The organism is Nonomuraea sp. NPDC052265 (assembly GCF_044547985.1).
GTDB lineage: Bacteria > Actinomycetota > Actinomycetes > Streptosporangiales > Streptosporangiaceae > Nonomuraea.
Genome location: NZ_JBIUBJ010000020.1, coordinates 76,670 through 94,752 on the forward strand (window position 1 = coordinate 76,670; position 18,083 = coordinate 94,752).

Here is an 18,083-nt window from a genome sequence, read left to right on the forward strand (position 1 = left end):
GGGAAGCGCCGTTGAGGCTCGCCTTGGCCCTGCTCACGGCAGCGGGGTGTGTCCTCGGGGCGTCGGCCGCGGTCGCCGTCCGGCTGCGCCGTCGCTACGTCGTCATCACGGTGGCGGGCGTGAGCATGGAACCGGCCTACCGCGACGGCGACCGGGTGCTGGTCCGGCGGACGCCCCTGGCGGCGGTCCGGCGCGGCCAGGTGGTGCTGCTGTCCGGCAGCCTCACGGAGATGTGGCCGGAGATGGCGGCCGAGGCCGCGCTCGCCACGGACCCCCGCGCGCCGGCCGGGAGGTCCGCGGCACCGGAGCCGGCCGACGAGCCGTTCCGGGTGATCAAGCGCGCGACCGCCGTCCCCGGCGACCCCGTTCCCCGTGAGGTCGCCGCCTTGCCGCGGGCGCCCGGCCGGGTCGTGCCCGAGGGGTGCCTGGTCGTGCTCGGCGACAACGCCGCGGCCTCGCGCGACTCGCGGCACTTCGGCTACGTGCCGGCGCGATGGCTGGTCGGCGTGGTGGTACGGCGCATCACCCCGGCCCCCGGCGTCACGCGGGCGGACGGCGGACGCGCGGCACCGGCTGGCCCCGCCGGGCGGCCTCGGCCTCCAGCCGCTTCCTGAGCATCCTGCCCTGGCCGAGGAACGAACGGCCGCGCTCGCGCCGGTTCTCCGGGAGGCTCCAGTCGTTCAGCGCCCGCTCCACCCGTACGCTCAGCCGGTCGCCCGCTCCGGCACCGCTGCCGACCAGCACCACGTTCTCCTGCCACTCCATGGCCGGGCCGTGCCGGTGGAAGGTCAGGCACACCGGCCCTCCGGCGGCCCGGACGCCGACGGGCAGCCGCAGGTCGAAGCCGGCCTCGGTCCGTACGGCGGAGCGGGTGGGCACGGCCAGCGGCAGGCCGTCGGCGACCATGGTGACGACGGGCTCGCCCAGGCGGGCGGCGCGGTCGGCGAAGGGCCGCCAGTCCATCGGCGGCGCGGACCGGCTCGGCAGCCGGGGGCCCGTGGGGGCGGGGTCGGAGGCGGGGACGGCGACGTCCCCCGGGCTGGTCCAGACCTCGGGCGTCCCGGACAGGTCGCCCTCGGGCCACCGGACGATCCGCTCGGGGGTGACCTCCACCCAGACGCGGGCGAAGTACCATCCCAGCCGCTTCACCAGGAACCACGGCATCCCGGCGAACCCGGCGCCGGTCTTGGCCGTCGACTCGCGGACGTACCGGTCGGTGCCGGCCTGCAGATCCGCGTCGCGCACGGTCGCCCGGCCCTGCACGAGGACGACGGGCGCCCGGTCCGGCCCGCTGTCCCCGGCCCCGGAGCAGAGCAGCGCGACGCGCGGGTCGCGGCGGGCGCGCTCGGCCTTGTCGGGGTAGGTGAGCCCGGTGCTCACGTCGAACGTGCCGCCCGCGCCGACGTACGGCGTGACGGGCCAGGTGACGGGCCGCCCGTCGCGGGTGAGCGAGGCGTACTGGCAGACCAGGGCGCGGTCGAAGACCTCGGCCGCCTCGCGCGGCCACGTTGTCGGTGCGGATGCGGTCATCACGGCTCCAGGATCGCGATCGCGGGGGCGGCGGCGGCGTACAGGCGGGCGAAGCGCCGCCGGTAGGCCGGCCACCAGAACAGGCGGAACATCAGCCGGGCCACCACCGGCAGGTCGGCGTACGACGCCGCGAGCAGGCCGGCGTCCGCGCTGGAGGCGAGCCAGCCGAGGATGACGGGGACCCGGCGGCGGCCGAAGTCGTCCATCGCCTGGCGTCTGTCGGCCTCGACGTCGTCGGGGGTCAGGTGGCGGAGCATGAGCGGCACTGCGGTCCGCTCCTCGTGGTCGAGGTGCTCGTTGACGAGCTCGTGCAGCCGCCGCAGGGTGGGCGCGCGCTCGGCCAGGGGCGTCCCGCGGTCGGCGGCGGCCTCGACGAGCGGGTCGAGCAGGGAGTGCTCGGACTCCAGCTCGGCCAGCGCGGGCGCCGCCTCCGGGGCGCGGCCGGCGAGCTTGGGCCACAGGGTGGCGTCCTCGTGCGAGTGGTGGGCGTGCAGCATGTCCAGCACGAGCGCGAGCTGCTCCTCCAGCAGCTCCTCGTGCGCGTCGTCACGCGGGTCGCCGCACGCCTCGGCCAGGCGGCCGAACTCGGCGCGGAAACCGGCGTGCATCATCAGGAAGCCGGTCAGGTGTTCTGGTGTGATCATCAGTCTGTTCCCTCACGTGTCGGGAACAGAGTGCGCGGCCCGCCTCTACGTGCACTTGTCGAGGGCTTGGCGGGCCCTTGTCAGCCAGTAGGCCGCACCTGCCCGCTCCAGCAGGCGCACCGCCTCCCGCAGGTGGGCCCGCGCCCCCTCGCGGTCCCCGAGCGCCAGCAGCGCCTCCCCCATGTGACCGTCGTAGGCCCCGTCCACGGTGGTGCACGTGCCGTTGACGTGCAGCAGCCCGGCGAAGGGACGGAAGGCGTCGTAGACCTCCCGCACGACGTCCGGTTCGCCGAGCCGGATCGCCGCGTGCAGCCGGCACATCGTGGCCATCGCCCAGTGGTAGTCGCGCGGCGGCGGGGGCGTCTCACGCAGGAGCCGCCGGGCGCGCTCGTGCTCGCCCAGGCCCGCCAGCGTGTACGCCAGGACGTAGGCGGGCCCGGCCAGGCCGGTGCGCCGGGCCATCTCCTCGATCCACGCCACCTCCTCGCCGAGGCGGTCCTCCTGGATGAGCGTCTCGGCCCGGACGGCGAGCATGCTCACCTCGAAGTAGGCCAGGTCGGCGAACGACAGCGTCGCCCTGACCGGCTCGAAGTGCCGGGCCGGGTCGGGCACGCCCTGGAACAGGTCGAGCCCGACGTTCGCCACCGCCGCCTGCAACGCCAGCGTGGGATGGTGCAGGTCGCGCAGCGGCGCGCCGATCTCCGCCAGCAGCTCGCGGGCCTGCGGCACCCTGCCCCGCCCCACGAGATGGACGACGAGGTGGAGCTGGGCGATCACCCTGAGCTGGGACGACAGGTCCGGCTCCGCCAGCAGCCGCCGGGCGGTCCCGGCGCGCTCCTCGATGAAGTCCTGACCCTGGAGGGCGAGCAGCCGCAGGTGGAGCACGCGCCGCAGCAGCGCCGGGTCGCCCGCGCGCTCGGCCGCCACCACGGCCCGCGACGACACCGCGCCGACCTCGTCCTCGCGGCCGGTCTGGGCGAGCACGACGGCCCGGACGGCCTGCGCCGTCGCCCAGGCCGGCGTGGACGGCGGCAGCTCGCGCACGGCCCGGTCCGTCGCGTCCCGCAGGGCGGCCACGTCGAGCCCGTACCGGAAGGGCACCCAGACGCCGTGGCCCATCGCGATGTCGGCGGCCCTGACGGCCTTGTCCAGGTCGCCGCCGGCCATGGCGAGCGCCTGCTCGACCGCCTCGTAGCCCTCGTCGAACCGGCCGGCGGCGTAGCGGCTCTCCGCCAGGCCGACGGCCAGCTCGAACCGCTCGGCCGCGCCTGCCCCGGCAGGTTCGGCCGCCGCCAGCGCCTCCTGCCAGGACCCGGCCGCGTCGTCGGGCGCGTGCCGCCGCAGGGCCGCCCGCGCGGCGCGGGCGGCGTAGTCCATCGCCATGCGGGCGGACTCGGCGCCCAGCTCGGCCGCCGCCAGCCAGTGCCGCGCGATCATCGCCGCGCGGTCGTCCCGGTCCCCGTGGAGGTCGGTGAGGACGCCGGCGATCTGCTCGTGCACCCGCGCCCGCCACAACCGCGACCGGCGCGACGACAACGCGTCGGTCACCAGGGCGTGCGCGAACTCGTAGCCGCCCAGCCGGTAGGACGACTCCCGGATCAGCCCCGCGCCGAGCGCCGCGTCGAGCGGCGGCAGCAGGTCGCCGACCGTGCGTCCGGCGACCCGGGCCAGGACGACCGCCTCGAACTCGTCGCCCATCACGGCGGCCAGCTCCAGCACGCGGGCCGCCTCCTCCCCCAGGCCCGTCACCCGGTGCAGCACGACGTCCAGCACGCCCCGCGGCAGTTCCTCGCCCGCCCGGGCCAGCTCGGCGAGGAAGAACGGGTTCCCGGCGGTGCGCCGGCGCAGCTCCTCGGCCCTGTCGCCGCCCGGATCGCGGCCAGACAGATCCCGGACCAGCGCGCGGACCTCGTCGGTGGCGAGCCCGTCCAGGCCGAGCCGGCGTGCGCCGAGCCGCGACAGCGCCGACAGCGTCGCGGTGAGCGGCGACGCCTCGTGCCGCCGGAAGGTCGCCACCAGCAGCAGGCCCGGCCGGGCGGTGGACGCCACGTGGACCAGCAGCCGCAGCGTCGCGTCGTCGGCCGCGTGGACGTCCTCCAGTACGACGACCGCCGGGCCGACACCGGCCAGGAACGTGCCGACCGCCTCGAAGAACCGCAGCCGCTCCCCCTGCGCGTCGGACGCCGGGACCGCCTCCGGCCCGCCCGACAGGAACGTGCCGACCTCGGCGGGCAGGGCTGCCCGCGGGACCGCGGCGGCGAGGTCGCGCAGGACCCGTTCCCAGGGCCACAGGGCGGGCGCGGTCTCGTGGTCGGGGCTCGCCCCCCATCCGAAGGGCACGTCGGCGGTGGCGCGGAACCGCTTCAGCAGGCTCGTCTTGCCGACGCCCGGCTCGCCGTCCACCAGCACCACCTGCCCGGCGGCGGACGACGCCTTCGCCGCCCCGGTCAGGAACGCCAGCGCGTCCTGCCTGCCGACGAAGGGTGGCCGGTCCGCCGGGGGCTCGGGGGACCTGACCGTCCGTGGCCGCGGGAGCAGCGGGGCGGGCGGGGTGGCGGGCCGGTCCGGCGGGAGCAGTGTGGCGTCCTGGCGCAGCACCGCGCCTTCCAGCTCGCGCAGCCGCGGCCCCGGGTCGATGCCGAGCTCCCCGGCGAGCACCTCCCGCACCCTGCGCAGGCATTCGAGGGCCGCCGCCTGCCGGTCCGCCCGGTAGTGGGCCAGCACCAGCAGTTCCCAGGCGCGCTCCCGCAGGGGGTGCTCGCGGACGAACGGGTCCAGCCACGCGACCACGTCGGTGTGGCGGCCCAGCTCCAGCAGGGCCGCGGCCAGCCCCTCCACCGCGTCCAGCCGTACCTGTTCCAGGCGGCCGATCTCCGGCTGTGCCCAGTCCTGCGAGCGCACGTCCGCGTAGGGGTCGCCCCGCCACAGGTCGAGCGCCTCGGCGAGGGCGGACGCCGCCTGCTCGTGCCGTCCCCCGGCCAGGTGGCCGGAGCCGGCCGACACGAGCGTGCCGAAGTCCCTCGTGTCGAGGCCGAGGCCGCCGGTCATCAGGCCGTACCCGTCGGCGGCGCTGACCAGGACGGCCGGGGGCGTGCCCGGCCGCCGGTCGGGCTCCAGGCGGCGGCGCAGGTTGGAGACGTACACCTGAAGGCTTGCCTGGGCGCTCGGCGGCGGGTCGCCGGACCACAGCCGGTCGGCCAGGAGGTCGGTGGGGAGCACGCGGCCGGCGTGCATCGCGAGGAGGGCCAGCAGGGCTCGCTGCTTCGGCGGTCCGACCGGTACGGCCTGCCCGGCCACGACGAGTTCCATGGGCCCGAGGACGTTCAGCCGCACCCGCCCATGGTAGGGGCCGCCGTTCAACCGGTCCAGATGCCGCATTTGCCGCGCCGACCGGCCGGCCCGGACGGGCTTCCCCCGTACGGACCGGCCCTGACGACACCGGCTCAGGCCGGGGCGGCCACCTCGATCGTGGCGAGCTTGGCCGGATCGACGACGATGTGGATGTCGGTGATCCGCCGTCCGGCGACGGTGAAGGCGATGACGGACAGCGGCGTTCCGTCGGCGCGCCAGGACATGTGGCCGGGGCGGCCGTTGACCAGCACGGGCCGCTGGCGGGCGACCTCGCCGGAGAACCTGCGGGCGCCGGCCGCGACCGCCGTGGCGCCGAGCGTGACGACCACGCCGCCGGGGGTGTCGACGGTCAGCTTCACGTCCGGGTCCAGGACGCGCAGCAGCGCCTCGAAGTCGCCGCCGAGCGCGGCGGCGCGGAACGCCTGGACGACCTCCCGTTGCTCGCGACCGTGGCCGGCCGACCGGTCCGTGGCCCGGACCTTGCGGCGGGCGCGGCTGGCGGTCGTCTTGGCGGCGTCGGCCGACCTGCCGAGGATCTGGCCGATCTCCTGGAACGGGACCGCGAACAGGTCGTGCAGCACGAACGCCAGCCGCTCGCTCGGGGTGAGCGAGTCGAGCACGACGAGCAGGGCGAGGCCGACCGAATCGGCCAGCGCCGCCTGCTCGTCCGGCGCGGGGTCGTCGGCGGGCCTCACCACGAGGTCGGCGAGCTCCTGCCCGCAGGCCGTCTCGGGGCGGGCCTGGCGGGATCGCAGGAGGTCCAGGCTGATGCGGCCGACCACGGTGGTCAGCCAGCCCGCCAGGTTGCCGATGGCCGACTCGTCCTGGCGGACCAGGCGCATCCAGGCTTCCTGGACCACGTCCTCGGCGTCGGCGTGCGAGCCCAGCACGCGGTACGCGACGGCGCGCAGCCGGTCGCGCTGGGCCTCGAACGCCTCGGTCACCAGGCCGGGCGGGTGGGCGGTCACGGCTTCCGCTGCTGGCGCAGCGAGATCCGGTTGCCGTCCGGGTCCACCGCCTCGACGCGGACGCCGAACGGGTAGTCCACGGGTTCGGGCTCCGTGAAGGTGACGCCGCGCCCGCGCATGATCTCGAAGTCCTTCCGCAGGTCGTCGGATTCGAGGATCAGCGGGCCCGGCGCGCCGCTCCGGTCCGCGCCGCCCGGCTGTCCGGCGGCCGGCGCGTGCGACCACAGGAGGATCTGCACCGGGCTGCCGGGGACGCCCACGGTGAGGAAACGCCCGTCGGGCCCGGGGGCGTCGATGCGCTTGTCCAGGCCGAGCCCCTCGGTGTAGAACTCCAGCGCGCGGTCCTGGTCGGTGACGTAGACCGTCACGTACATGATGGTGGTCAGCATCCTGCTCTCGATTCGCTCGTCGGTGTGGCGACCGTTCGTCTTCGGTCGTCACCCCCATGACGGGCGCCGGCGGGAAAAGGTAACACGGCCGGTCCGGCATTACGGAACACGAGAACTCGTTCACGATCACTGCGAGGGGGTGCCGGCTCGATCAGAAGAGAGCCCCATGCGGCTCTGCGGACGATCCTTGGGAGCGATTGGCCTCACCCTCGGATTCCTCACTCTGACGTTGTTCCTCGCCGCGCTGGCGATACGACCTGTACCGCCTGGAGCCGGACGGATTCGTCCTCGCCGGCAGCACGACCAGCACGATCGGCGGCTTCTCCGGCGAGCTGAACCGCCTGTACACCATGTACGTCGTGGCCAGGGACCTGGCGGGGCACCTCAGCCCGCCCTCCGCCCTGATCACGGTGGCGGCGACGCTCGGGATGCCCCTGGGTCGCAGACCCAGGTCGGGTTCACCGCCGCCGTAGGCGGCGGTGAACGTCGCACTCAACGGGCAGACCTGCGCCGTCTCAGGCTCGTAGCGCGTCGAGGAGACGGGACAGCGCCACCTGGGTGTCGGCCAGCTCGTCGGGGGCGGACTGCGCCAGCCACAGCGCGGCCTCGTTCATCGCCCCCGACAGCAGGCGGGCCAGCGGCGCCACCGGCTGGGCGGGGATGGAGCCGTCCGCGACGAGGGCCGCCAGCGCCTCGGTCAGGTGCCGGACGCTGGTGGCCTCGTCGATCGCGCGCCATTCGTTCCAGCCGAGCACCGCGGGGCCGTCGATGAGCATGATCCGCTGCACCTCGGGGTCGGCGCCGGCCGCGACGAACGCCGCGCATCCCGCCTTGAGCTGCGCCCACGAGTCGTCCTCCGCCTCGGCCGCCGCGGCCACGCGGTCGGCCACCTCACGCTGCACCTGTTCCAGCACGGCCCGGAAGAGCTCGGGCTTGCCGCTGAAGTGATGGTAGAGAGCGCCCTTGGTGACGCCGGACTCGCCGACGATCTCCGCCAGCCCCACCCCGGCATAGCCCTTGGTCGCGAACAGGCGCCTTGCCGTGGCGAGCAACGTGCGGCGGGTGCGTTCCTTCTGCTCCGTCCTGGTCACTGCGCCCCCTTTGACATACCGACGGTATCCCACATAGCGTACGCCCACATACCGTTGGTACGTGAAACTTGGGAGGAGAAGCACGTGGAGCTGAGCAGCGTGTATCCGGTGGTGTGCACGGCCGATCTCGCCGCGTCGAAGGACTTCTACGTCCGGCTGTTCGGATACGAGGTGACCTTCGAGGCCGACTGGTACGTGAGCCTGCGCCACGGCCCGTACGAGCTCGCCCTGCTCGACCACCGGCACCCGACACTGCCCCCGGCCTACCGCCGGCCGGTCGCGGGGCTGCTGATCAACTTCGAGGTCGCCGACGTCGACGCCGAGTGGGAGCGGCTGGTCGTACGCGAGGGGCTGGCCCCGGAGCTGACACTGCGCGACGAGGAGTTCGGCCAGCGGCACTTCATCGTCGCCGATCCCAACGGCGTGCTCGTGGACGTGATCACGCCGATCCCGCCCTCGCGGGAGTACGCGTCCCGGTACGCGCCCGCGTGAGGCCGCGCCGGGCGCTGGACCCGTCGTACCCGCTCAGGAGATCATGGGAGGGTGCGTGTGGCTGAGGTCCGCCGAATCCGGGACGACACGAACAAGCACGTTGACCGCGACAGTGAAGGAGCACCGATGACCGCCGACCCGACGATGGCCCGGATCGGCCAGGGGGTGGAGTTACATCACCACCAGGCCCGGCCCGAGGCCGCCCGCGATTTGTTCGCGCGGATCTGGGACGACATCGGCGGCGAGCAGGGCGACCCGCTGCACGTCTGCGTTCTGGCCCACTCGATGGCCGACGTGCAGGACGACGTACAGGAGGAGCTGATGTGGGACCTGCGGGCCCTCGCCGCCGCCGACCGGGTCACCGACGAACACGTGGCACAGGCCGGGGTCGCGCTTCCGGTGGCGGGCCTGTACCCGTCGCTGCACCTGAACCTGGGTGAGTGCTATCGCAAGCTGGACGATCTCGATCGCGCCCGCGAACACCTCCACCAGGCCCGCGCGGGGCTCGGCGCGCTCGCCGACGACGGGTACGGGCGACTCGTCAGGGGCGGGCTGGAGCGGCTGGCCGGGCTGCTGGGCGAGCCCGCCTGATTTCCGCGCCGAGGGCTGGGATGTTCACCCGCACAGTGATATTACTTTGAGTCATCAGACAACCTCGCTCCGTCACCAAGAGCGCCGGTCTCCGCAGGAGGAGAGTCTTTGATCTCGAAGAGCAAGAACGTCCGTTCCGTGGCCGTGGCACTCGCCGCGGCCACCGCCTTCACCGCCACCATCCCGGCCGGTCCCGCCTTCGCCATCGACCACGTCCAGTGCGTCGGCGGCGAGAACTTCCTGAAGATCTGGTCGCACCTCAACGGCCGCGACAGCGTCGACTGCTACGCCAACCGCGGGAAGACCGACTTCGGCGGATGGTGGGTCGACCGGATCTCCACCGGCAACAACGACCTGATCTACTACGACGCCAACGGCGACTCGGTCAAGATCGAGCGCTGGCACGACATCAGCTTCCCCAACCGTCCTCCGAAGGTCGCCGCCATCGAGATCCTGTGACACGTTGACCTCCGGCGACAGCCGGACCCGCCGGCCGGTCTGCGGGGACGGGTGCCGGTGGTCGATGTCATGCCGGCCACGGCCATGCAGCCCGCCGGGCTTCCTCTCGGCCGCCGGCCGACCGGGGGGAGCCGCGATCATCTCCGGCGGCGACGTGGCGCCCGTCCTCCAGCCGGCCGTTCGGCAGGTGGAGTGACCAGCCCCCGCGCCCCCATGGTGACGGATCACCATGGGGGCGCGGCGGACGGTGGCGGGCGCTACACCTCTTCGGACACCCCCAGGTACATCACGCTCGGGTGCGCCGGGTTGAAGGCGATGGAGGTGACCCGGTCGTAGGAGTTGTGGTTGATGGTGACGCGGTTCTTGCGGGACTCGTACTTGTAGATGTCCGTGCCGATCGAGGACCAGCCGGTGCCGAAGTCGAAGTAGAGGACGTCCGCGTCCTTCGGGTGCGGGGCCAGCAGCGGCCCGTTGGGGATCGTCACCGCCCCGCTCTGGTCCACGGCGGAGGCGAAGTTCCTGCCTCCGTCGTCCGAGCGGTAGATGTGCCGGCCGCCGGACGGCACGCCGGCCTCCAGCTCGGCCAGGTCGAGCCCCATCGCCCACACGACGTTCCCGGCGGCCGGGGAGATCGCGGCGCTGAAGACGTTGACCCGGTCGCCGGTCGTGGTCAGGCCCGCGGCGGAGGTCCAGGTGCGGCCGCCGTCGAAGGTGACGCGGGCGCCGGTGTCCGAGGCGCCCAGCACCACGTGGTCCAGGTCCTGCGGGTCGAACACCGCCGTGTAGGACATGCGGGTCTCGCTCGGCGACCAGGCCGGCACCCCGACGGGCTGCCACGTGCGCCCGCCGTCCTGCGACTCGCGCAGCTGGCCTTCGAGGTCGGACGTCCGCAGGCGGTCGCCGTTGCCCCGGTCCACGCCGAGCCCGATCAGGTCGCCGCCCGGCCCGGTGAGCGGCGTGACGCCCTCGGGCGTGGCGAGCGCGAGGTTGCCGTCGCGGTCCCAGGCATAGGCCCGGCCGCCCCGGGCCGCGACCAGCTCGATGTACGAGCCCTTCACCTCCCCTGCCGCGTTCCAGGTGCAGCCCGCGTCCTTCGAGGCCAGCAACTGCCTGTTGGACATGGCCAGCAACTGGTTCGGACGGTCGAGCGCGACGAGTCCCGCGGTGTAGACGATCGGCCCCAGCACCTTGCTGGTGGACGCGATCTTCTTGCCGTCGTTCCACGCGTACGTCACAGAACCGTCACCGGCGACCGTCTGGCAGGACGGCCGGCTCCAGTCCGAGCCGTCGAAGCCGTCGCCGGAGTTCCTCGCCATGGCCGGCGTGGCGGCCGACAGGACCGTCAGCGCGGTCGCGAGCCCGATGGTGAATGCCTTCTTCAACACTGCCTCCCCGACAGGAATGTCTTAGATGTCCGTTCCTATCGGTGAATGCGATGCTCAGGCTAGGTCTGACGACGGCAGGTTCAGGCCATGGCAGGTATCTGACACACTGTTTGATCATGAACACGGAGGACAACGCCCTCGCGGCCGTCGGGGTGGACGCCGAGGACGAGCAGATCTACCGCGCCCTGCTGCACCGGCCGCGCGCCACGCTGCCCGAGCTGGCCGCGCACTCCGGCCGCAGCACGGTGGCCCTGCGCCGCGCGTGCTCACGGCTGGAATCGCTCGGCCTGGTCAGCCGCATGGCGGGGCGCCCCGTCCGGTACGTGCCGACCAGGCCCGACGTGGCGGTGGCCGCCCTCATCTCCCGCCGCGAGGAGGGCCTGGCCCAGGCCAGGCTGGCCGCGCTCGCGCTGCTGGCCGAGACACCGCGCACGGAGAACCTGGCCCCCGAGGAGCTGGTCGAGGTCGTGCAGGGCCAGGCGGCCGTGGTGCAGCGGTTCACGCAGTTGCAGCAGACCGCGACCGAGGAGCTCCTGGTGCTCGACCGGCCGCCGTACGCGCAGGACCCGTCCCAGCAGAACGCCCCCGAGATGGAACGCCTCGCGCACGGCCTCCTGGTACGCGGCATCTACGACGCCTCGGCCCTGGAGATCCCCGGCAAGCTGCGCCTCGCCCAGGAGTCGGCGGCGGCCGGCGAGCAGGCCAGGGTCAGTCCAGAGGTGCCCATGAAGCTGGCCATCGCCGACCGCAGGACCGCCATCCTGCCGCTGAGCACCCACACGTCCGCGCACTCCGACAGCGCGGTCATCGTGCACTCCTCGTCCCTGCTCGACGCGCTGGTCACCCTGTTCGAGGTGCTGTGGCGGTCGGCGCTGCCGCTGCCGCTCTTCGACGCCCGCTCCCGGCCGGCGGACCTGCCGGATCCCGAGCTGTTCACGCTGCTCGCGGCCGGGCTCAAGGACGAGGCCGTGGCGCGCCAGCTCGGAGTGAGCCTGCGTACCGTGCACCGCCGGGTCAGCGAGCTGATGGACCGGCTGGGGGCCCGCACCCGCTTCCAGGCCGGCCTGCTCGCGGCGCGCCGCGGCTGGTGGGACGCGGACGCCTGAGCGCCCGGCACAAATCGGTTGCGACTGGCCGGTATGGATGGATAGGAAGCTGAGGTGCTTAAAGGCGGCAAGGTCGGGCTCAGGGCCCGGCACGAGGACGACATCCCGATCCTGCGGACCGAGCTCTACGACGACCCGGTCACCTCCTCGCGGTCCGCGGGCCGGCCGTGGCGGCCGATCACGCCCGGCTTCAGGGACTCGCAGCTCGTGGTGGACGACACCGTCGAGGGGACCGTCCCGTTCTCGGTGGTGGAGCTGGACGGCGGCACACTGGTCGGCACCGCGACGTTGTGGGGCATCGACAGCCACCACCGGTCGGCGCACATCGGGCTGGGGCTGCTGCCGTCCTGCCGCGGCAAGGGCTACGGCACCGATGTGGTCGCGGTGCTGTGCCACTACGGGTTCGTCGTCCGGGGCCTGCAGCGGTTGCAGATCGAGACGCTGGCGGACAACGTCGCGATGTTGCGTTCGGCCGAGCGCAACGGCTTCGTCCGCGAGGGCGTGCTGCGCTCCTCCAACTGGGTGATGGGCCGGTTCCTGGACCAGGTGCTGCTCGGGCTCCTCGTCCACGAGTGGAAGCCCACCTCGGAGAGCTCCTAGGAAGCCGTCCGCGCGCGGTTGCCGGGTGCCCCGGCCGGACGGGGACGCTCATGTCCACGCCTCACCAGGCCCGCGACCCCCGTCGAGGACCGGCCGTCGGCACGGGCGTAGCATCGGAGCATGATCTTCACTGCGGACGCGGGCGACGTCGCCGTCGTCCTGGGGCCGGGCGGTCCCGTGGGCACCGCCTGGCTCCTCGGTCTGGCGGCGGGCCTGCGCGAGGCGGGCGTGGAGCTGTCGGACGCCGACCTGCTCATCGGCACCTCGGCGGGCGCCATCGCCGCAGCCGCCCTGGCCGTCGGCCGGAATCTGGATGAGCTCGCCGACCTGCCACCCGCGCCGCCGGAAAGCCGGGTCAGCGACCCGACCGTGATGCCGCGCGTCCTGCGGATGCTCAACACGCCCGGCGCCGACCCGCACGAGGCGCTGCGCCAGGCCGGCGCGCTCGCCCTGAGCGCGGACGCGCTGCCGGAGGAACGACACGTGGCCGCCATGGAACGGCTCGTCGGCGCCGCCGCCTGGCCCGACCGCCCGCTGCTGATCACCGCCGTCGACGCCGAGAGCGGCGAGCGCGTGGTCTGGACCCGGGACAGCGGCGTGCCGCTGCACATCGCCGTCGCCGCCAGCAGCGCCGCGCCCGGCCACGCCGCCCCGATCACCATCGGCGCACACCGGTACATGGACGGCGCGCTGGGCGGAGGGTCCAACGTCCACCTCGCCGACGGCGCGGGCACGATGGTCCTGGTCGAACCGCTCGGGCACATGTTCCCGGGCCCGCGGGTCGAGGCGGGGGTGCGGATCGTGCCTGACGAGGCGGCTCTTGAGGCGTTCGGGCCGGACGTCAGTGACCGCAACCGGTGGGGGCAGGTGTACGAGTCCGGGCGCCGCCAGTCCGCCGCCCTCGCCGACCGGATCAGGCCGTACCTGCCGGGAGGCCGTTCCCACCCGGCCTGAGCCGGGCGGAAGGCGCGCACGTCGCGAGGTCGCCGGGGTGCTCATCGACCGGTTCGGCACCCGTACGGTGCTGGTGGGCACGTACGTGGTCCGCGCGCCGGGCTTCGCGCTCCACCCGCTCGTGGACGGCTTCGGCCCGCTCGCCGGGGGCGAGGGCAGGGACCGGCTGTACGCGATGCAGGCCACGGCCCGCGACGTCGCCTCCGGGCTGGGCGGCCTGCTGTCGGCGGCCGCCGTGTCGCCGGCCGGTCAGGCGAGTTTCGCGCTGATCGCCGGACTCAACGCGGTCAGCTTCGCGACGGCCGCCGCCTGCCTGCCGCGAGGATCGGCTGCGGGAGGCGGCGGCGGGCAGTCCTTGGCCGTGGACGACATCGCCACGAAGCGCACGGGACTGCTCTTCCCCGTGCCGGCGCGAGGCGGCGAGGTCGGTGGAGATGGTGCAGATCAACGGCGGGCCGGGGCTGCTCGTCCGGATCGACGGCGAGATCGACGGGGTGGTGGCGGTGAACGTGGAGAACGGCTACGTGACCGGCGCCTACCACGTGCGCAATCCGGAGAAACTATCGCGGATCGGGCAGGAGACCGCCGTGAGCCGCTGACCCGCCACCGCCTCCGCCTCCGGGGACGGCGCGCAAAATCGTCCGGCCGCACAGGCATAGCGGGACGGCCCTTTCCGCGTCTGAGGGGTGTCATTCACACGTTTGGAGGTGGTCGTGGACCCTGCGGATGAGCAAGGCTTCCGCGAGTTCGTCTCTGCGCGCTCTCCTGCCCTGATGCGGCTCGGGTTCATGCTCACCGGCGGTGACCAGCATGCGGCCGAGGACCTGGTGCAGGCCGCGCTGGCGAAGCTGGCGGCCCGGTGGCGGCAGGTGGACGCCCCGGAGGCGTACGTCCGGCAGATCATGTACCGGCAGCAGGTGACCTGGTGGCGCACGATCGGGCGGCGCGGCGAGGTCGTCCAGGCGGAGCCGCCCGACCGGGCGGGCGCCGACGGCACGCATCAGAGCGATCTGCGCATGGTGCTGCGCGCCGCCCTGGCCAGGCTCACCCCGAGGCAGCGCGCCGTGCTGGTGCTGCGCTACTTCGAGGACCTGCCCGAAGACCGGATCGCCGACCTGCTGGCCTGCTCGGTCGGCACGGTGCGGAGCACCGCGTTCCGATCGCTCGCCCGGCTCCGGCGGATCGCCCCCGAACTGGCTGCGGAACTGGAGGCCATCCCATGAACCGACTGCTTCGCGACACCATGGAGGAGTGGGCCGACGAGGTGCGCGTGCCGCACGACCTGGCCGACCGGGCGCTACGGCGGCGTGCCCGGCCGTCGTTCGCGACGATCGCGGCGGTCGCGCTGGCCGCGGGGGTGGCGGTCGTGGTGGCCGTGCTCGCCGTCGGGCTGCACGGCCGGAACACGACCGTACGGCCCGCGAACGGGGTCACCGTGCCCGTTCGTCCCGAGGTGACGTCCACGGACGTGCGGGCCGACGTGGAGAACGCGCCGCCCAGGAAGTTCGTGGCGGCGGGGAACGTGGCCGTCTCCGCCTATTTCACCACCTGGCAGGAGAAGCTGCCCGACGAGGTCCAGCGCCTGCGCCGCACCTGGTACCTGTACGACCCCCGCTCCGACGGCTACGAGAAGACGTCGTGGGCCTGGCTGGACGTGGCGCCGGGGCTCCAGCTCGCGGCGGTGCTCCAGGGCGAGCGGATCGGCAGGCGGGTCGGGATCGTCGACATGAACACCCGGCAGGCCCTGGCCTGGATCGACCTGGAGCACGACGTCGGCTCGCTCGTCTGGTCGCCGGACGGCACCAGGGTGCTGGCCACCGCCTACTCCCAGTACCCCGAACAGAGCCGCAAGCGGGTGAGCAAGGACTCCTTCACCATCGACGACTTCGTCACCCCGCGGATCGGCTTCTACGTCATCGACGTGGCCACCGGCCAGGCCGTCTACCATCCGCTGCCGCCCCTGAGCCGCGACGGCAAGCCCGGCAACATGAACGGCCGCCAGGACCTCGGCTGGAGCCTGGACGGGTCCATGCTCTGGGAGCCCACCGACACCATGCCCGACAGGTTGTGGCTCGGCCTCGACGGCACCCGCCGGGACGGCCCTGCCGGCGACCGGTACATCGACTACTCGGGCTGGTCGAAGGTCTCGCCCGACGGCAGGTATACGCTGGACCGCGACCTGCCGCCGTCGAAACCGGGCGCACAGCTGGTGCTGCAGTACCTGGCCTGGGCCGACGACGACAACGTGGTGGTGCTGGGCTGCGCGGACGCGTGCGAGAGCGAGTTCCGCAACGGCCTCGTGCTGGCCAGTGCCGACGGCGAGCGGATGACCCAGCTCACGGGCAGCCGCGACCGCGGCGGCGACGAGACCTGGCAGTGGGTCCTCACGCGACGGAACTAGCCTCCCCCGGGCCTCGGAAGCCCGCGGGGCTCCGAGGCCCGTACGGGGGCCGGGCGCTTCGAGGTCAGGAACGCCCGGTCCGGCGGATCAGGCGCCTGCCCAGCCGTTGCGCAGGCCTCTCCACCCATCGCCAGGTCAGCGCGCACAGGCCGAGCAGCGCCGCGCACACCGCGACCAGGAGCGCCAGGCGCACCGCCAACGGCACGTCCGACGGCCGCGGCAGGAAGAACTCGACGCTCTCCAGCAGCAGCGGGTGCAGCAGGTAGATCGAGTAGGACACCAGGCCCAGCCAGGTGAGCCAGGACGGCATCGCGCGGTGGCGCAGGGCCGTTCCGGCGGCGAAGGTCAGCCAGGCCGCCACGATCGCCACCTGCATCCCGGGTTCGTCGCGCGCCGCCCACAACCCCGCCGGCGGTATCAGCGCCACCCACACGAGGTGACGGCGACCGAGCAGACCGGCCTCGACCCGGTGAAGCGTGGTGCCGGCGAACATGGTCGCCAGGATGAACAGTCCCTGCCACGGCCCGGGGTAACCCTGGTTGACCGCCAGCAGCAGCAGGACGGTGCCCGCGACGGCCACGGCGCCCGCCTGCCGTACGCGCCTGCCGCCGTACAGCATCGCGGCCAGCCCGGCGGCCACCACGGCGGTCACCGCGACCACGACCGTGAGCATGCGGGCCGCCCCGCCGGCCGACAGGAGCGTCACCGGCAGCAGCCCGGCGCCGAGCACGGCGGCCGCCGCGAACCCGAGCGCGGTCGCGGTGCCGCGCCGGTGCACCCCGAGGGTGAACATGGCCGTCAGCAGCAGGTAGAAGGCCATCTCGTACGACAGGGTCCACAACACGTTGGCCACGTTCGGCACGTACAGCAGGTTCTGCAGCATGCTCGCGTGCGCCAGGATCATGGCCGCCGGCCGGGTGTCCCACCAGATGTGCAGGCTGTCCCAGCCGAGCGCCGCCAGCAGCAGCATCCCGGCCACGCACACGGTGAACAGCGGCCACAGCCGGAAGAACCGCGAGATCCAGAAGGCCCGTACGCTGCCCCTACGCTCCAGCGACCCTGGCACGATGTAGCCGCTGACCAGGAAGAACACCAGCACGCCGTACCAGCCGGGGTCGAAGACGGCCTTGATCAGGGGCCGCGCCTCGGGCCACAACGGTTCGAGCGCGTGCTCGAAGACCACCACCATCGCGGCCAGTCCGCGTAACGCGTCCAGCCACGCGAGCCGCCCGGTACGCGGCGAGGCCGGGCCCGCGACCGCGACGGAAGCAGGAAGCATCCGGACATCCTAGTGAGAAATACCGTTTACAGCCTTCCAGACAGCGGTTCCCGCGATGCCGGCCCCGTGTTCTGGCATCAGGCGCCTATGAGCCCCGCGGGCGAGGTTTCGACCCACCGGTCTACCTGCGGCCGGGCGACCGGGTGGAGCTCGGCATCGACGGCCTGGGCCGCCAGCCCCAGTCCGTCGTCGCCGCCCCCTGACCGGGCGTCCCGCCAACCGAACAGCACCGGGCCGGGCCCTGTCCGCCGCGTCCGGGCGGAGTCGAGAGGCGGGCCGATCCAGGAACGCCGGCGCGGCACCCGGTCGGACTCGCAGCCGGGGTCCTTGAGGACTCGGCCGCGGTGGCGCGCGGGGTGCGGGTTCGCATCACGCACGCCCAGAGCCACTCGCCCAACCGGCGCTGCGCGAGCACGTCCAGGGCATGCTGGAGGGCGGGGTCGAGGTGCGGACCATGCCGTTCGTCCCGGTACGACTGATCATGCTCGACCGGGAGCCGGCCGTGGTCGAGCAGCAGCGCGCGGTGCTGCGCCTGCTGGCCACGGGCGCCAAGGACGACGCCAGCGCCGCCGAACTCGGCTGGATCTGACCCCCGAGGCCCCACCTCGCATCAGCCGCGCGGGCACGGTCCACGTCCCGGCGGCGGGTACGGCACCGCGGTGACATTGGTGGTAAATGATCACGCTGATCCCACTGATCACTTGGGCCCCGGCGTGCGGAGTCACGCGCTGTACACTGCCGCTGTTCCTGGTTTCGTGGCGCCGAGCCGCAAGGCCGTGCGACACCGTTCTCCTGGCGGGGCGCACCTGCGCCGCCTGCGTGTACACCCGATTCACGGATGGC

21 protein-coding genes are annotated in these 18,083 nt (G+C 73.5%); 11 read left to right on the plus strand and 10 right to left on the minus strand.

Translation table 11 applies throughout. The features are described from left to right. Positions 1-11 precede the first annotated feature (11 nt). Positions 12-614, plus strand: a complete 603-nt coding sequence (locus ACIHAD_RS39005; protein WP_397359792.1) for a S26 family signal peptidase — start codon at positions 12-14, stop codon at positions 612-614. Here the strand turns inward: ACIHAD_RS39005 and ACIHAD_RS39010 are convergent. The 6 genes from ACIHAD_RS39010 to ACIHAD_RS39035 form a co-directional block, all read right to left on the minus strand. Then, entirely contained in the window at positions 541-1,530 is a 990-nt protein-coding gene (locus ACIHAD_RS39010; protein ID WP_397359793.1) for a hypothetical protein, read from the minus strand. The genes ACIHAD_RS39005 and ACIHAD_RS39010 overlap by 74 nt on opposite strands. Then, positions 1,530-2,174 carry a hemerythrin domain-containing protein gene (locus ACIHAD_RS39015; protein ID WP_397359794.1) on the minus strand — a complete coding sequence of 215 codons (645 nt, stop codon included), beginning with the start codon at positions 2,172-2,174 and terminating at the stop codon, positions 1,530-1,532. Before ACIHAD_RS39015 ends, ACIHAD_RS39010 begins: the two co-directional genes overlap by 1 nt. A 45-nt stretch (positions 2,175-2,219) precedes the next feature. Continuing rightward, the gene (locus tag ACIHAD_RS39020) at positions 2,220-5,507 is read right to left on the minus strand and encodes a BTAD domain-containing putative transcriptional regulator (RefSeq protein ID WP_397359795.1); all 3,288 of its coding nucleotides are present in this window, start codon (positions 5,505-5,507) and stop codon (positions 2,220-2,222) included. 110 nt (positions 5,508-5,617) lie between these two features. After that, on the minus strand, positions 5,618-6,493 hold the full coding sequence (locus ACIHAD_RS39025) for a sigma-70 family RNA polymerase sigma factor (RefSeq protein ID WP_397359796.1): 876 nt from the start codon (positions 6,491-6,493) through the stop codon (positions 5,618-5,620). Beyond that, positions 6,490-6,882: a VOC family protein gene (locus ACIHAD_RS39030; RefSeq protein WP_397359797.1), complete on the minus strand. Its 393-nt coding sequence runs from the start codon at positions 6,880-6,882 to the stop codon at positions 6,490-6,492. The genes ACIHAD_RS39025 and ACIHAD_RS39030 overlap by 4 nt, the downstream gene beginning before the upstream one ends. A gap of 515 nt (positions 6,883-7,397) precedes the next feature. Next, the gene (locus ACIHAD_RS39035; RefSeq protein ID WP_397359798.1) at positions 7,398-7,973 is read right to left on the minus strand and encodes a TetR/AcrR family transcriptional regulator; all 576 of its coding nucleotides are present in this window, start codon (positions 7,971-7,973) and stop codon (positions 7,398-7,400) included. Between the two features lie 84 nt (positions 7,974-8,057). Between ACIHAD_RS39035 and ACIHAD_RS39040 the strand changes: the two genes are divergently transcribed. The 3 genes from ACIHAD_RS39040 to ACIHAD_RS39050 all read left to right on the plus strand — a co-directional run bounded on the left by ACIHAD_RS39040 (position 8,058) and on the right by ACIHAD_RS39050 (position 9,515). Next, positions 8,058-8,465: a VOC family protein gene (locus ACIHAD_RS39040; protein ID WP_397359799.1), complete on the plus strand. Its 408-nt coding sequence runs from the start codon at positions 8,058-8,060 to the stop codon at positions 8,463-8,465. A 126-nt stretch (positions 8,466-8,591) separates the two neighbouring features. Further along, positions 8,592-9,056, plus strand: coding sequence for a tetratricopeptide repeat protein (locus ACIHAD_RS39045; RefSeq protein WP_397359800.1), 465 nt, complete (start codon positions 8,592-8,594; stop codon positions 9,054-9,056). Positions 9,057-9,164: 108 nt separating this feature from the next. Then, positions 9,165-9,515 (plus strand): beta/gamma crystallin domain-containing protein, encoded by a 351-nt coding sequence (locus ACIHAD_RS39050; protein ID WP_397359801.1) that lies wholly within the window; start codon positions 9,165-9,167, stop codon positions 9,513-9,515. Between the two features lie 257 nt (positions 9,516-9,772). On the opposite strand, the gene ACIHAD_RS39055 is transcribed toward ACIHAD_RS39050, so the two are convergent. After that, the gene (locus ACIHAD_RS39055; protein WP_397359802.1) at positions 9,773-10,897 is read right to left on the minus strand and encodes a WD40/YVTN/BNR-like repeat-containing protein; all 1,125 of its coding nucleotides are present in this window, start codon (positions 10,895-10,897) and stop codon (positions 9,773-9,775) included. A 119-nt stretch (positions 10,898-11,016) separates the two neighbouring features. Here ACIHAD_RS39055 and ACIHAD_RS39060 point away from each other — a divergent pair, with 119 nt between their 5' ends. The 3 genes from ACIHAD_RS39060 (at position 11,017) to ACIHAD_RS39070 (ending at position 13,560) form a co-directional block, all read left to right on the plus strand. Further along, positions 11,017-12,006 (plus strand): helix-turn-helix domain-containing protein, encoded by a 990-nt coding sequence (locus tag ACIHAD_RS39060; RefSeq protein WP_397359803.1) that lies wholly within the window; start codon positions 11,017-11,019, stop codon positions 12,004-12,006. A 54-nt stretch (positions 12,007-12,060) separates the two neighbouring features. Then, positions 12,061-12,606: a GNAT family N-acetyltransferase gene (locus tag ACIHAD_RS39065; RefSeq protein ID WP_397359805.1), complete on the plus strand. Its 546-nt coding sequence runs from the start codon at positions 12,061-12,063 to the stop codon at positions 12,604-12,606. 120 nt (positions 12,607-12,726) lie between these two features. After that, positions 12,727-13,560: a patatin-like phospholipase family protein gene (locus tag ACIHAD_RS39070; protein WP_397359806.1), complete on the plus strand. Its 834-nt coding sequence runs from the start codon at positions 12,727-12,729 to the stop codon at positions 13,558-13,560. Between the two features lie 249 nt (positions 13,561-13,809). On the opposite strand, the gene ACIHAD_RS39075 is transcribed toward ACIHAD_RS39070, so the two are convergent. Further along, positions 13,810-13,947: a hypothetical protein gene (locus tag ACIHAD_RS39075; protein ID WP_397359807.1), complete on the minus strand. Its 138-nt coding sequence runs from the start codon at positions 13,945-13,947 to the stop codon at positions 13,810-13,812. Positions 13,948-13,994: 47 nt separating this feature from the next. Between ACIHAD_RS39075 and ACIHAD_RS39080 the strand changes: the two genes are divergently transcribed. The 3 genes from ACIHAD_RS39080 (at position 13,995) to ACIHAD_RS39090 (ending at position 15,961) form a co-directional block, all read left to right on the plus strand. Then, positions 13,995-14,159, plus strand: coding sequence for a hypothetical protein (locus tag ACIHAD_RS39080; protein ID WP_397359808.1), 165 nt, complete (start codon positions 13,995-13,997; stop codon positions 14,157-14,159). 114 nt (positions 14,160-14,273) lie between these two features. Next, positions 14,274-14,783: a SigE family RNA polymerase sigma factor gene (locus tag ACIHAD_RS39085; protein ID WP_397359809.1), complete on the plus strand. Its 510-nt coding sequence runs from the start codon at positions 14,274-14,276 to the stop codon at positions 14,781-14,783. Continuing rightward, positions 14,780-15,961, plus strand: coding sequence for a hypothetical protein (locus tag ACIHAD_RS39090; protein WP_397359810.1), 1,182 nt, complete (start codon positions 14,780-14,782; stop codon positions 15,959-15,961). Before ACIHAD_RS39085 ends, ACIHAD_RS39090 begins: the two co-directional genes overlap by 4 nt. Before the next feature lie 64 nt (positions 15,962-16,025). On the opposite strand, the gene ACIHAD_RS39095 is transcribed toward ACIHAD_RS39090, so the two are convergent. Further along, complete coding sequence (locus ACIHAD_RS39095; RefSeq protein WP_397359811.1) at positions 16,026-17,240, minus strand: acyltransferase family protein; 1,215 nt, start codon at positions 17,238-17,240, stop codon at positions 16,026-16,028. 77 nt (positions 17,241-17,317) lie between these two features. Beyond that, a complete protein-coding gene (locus ACIHAD_RS39100) occupies positions 17,318-17,617 on the minus strand; it encodes a hypothetical protein (protein ID WP_397359812.1) in 300 nt (99 codons plus the stop codon). A gap of 77 nt (positions 17,618-17,694) precedes the next feature. Here ACIHAD_RS39100 and ACIHAD_RS39105 point away from each other — a divergent pair, with 77 nt between their 5' ends. Beyond that, complete coding sequence (locus ACIHAD_RS39105) at positions 17,695-17,829, plus strand: hypothetical protein (RefSeq protein WP_397359813.1); 135 nt, start codon at positions 17,695-17,697, stop codon at positions 17,827-17,829. Positions 17,830-18,083 lie beyond the last annotated feature (254 nt).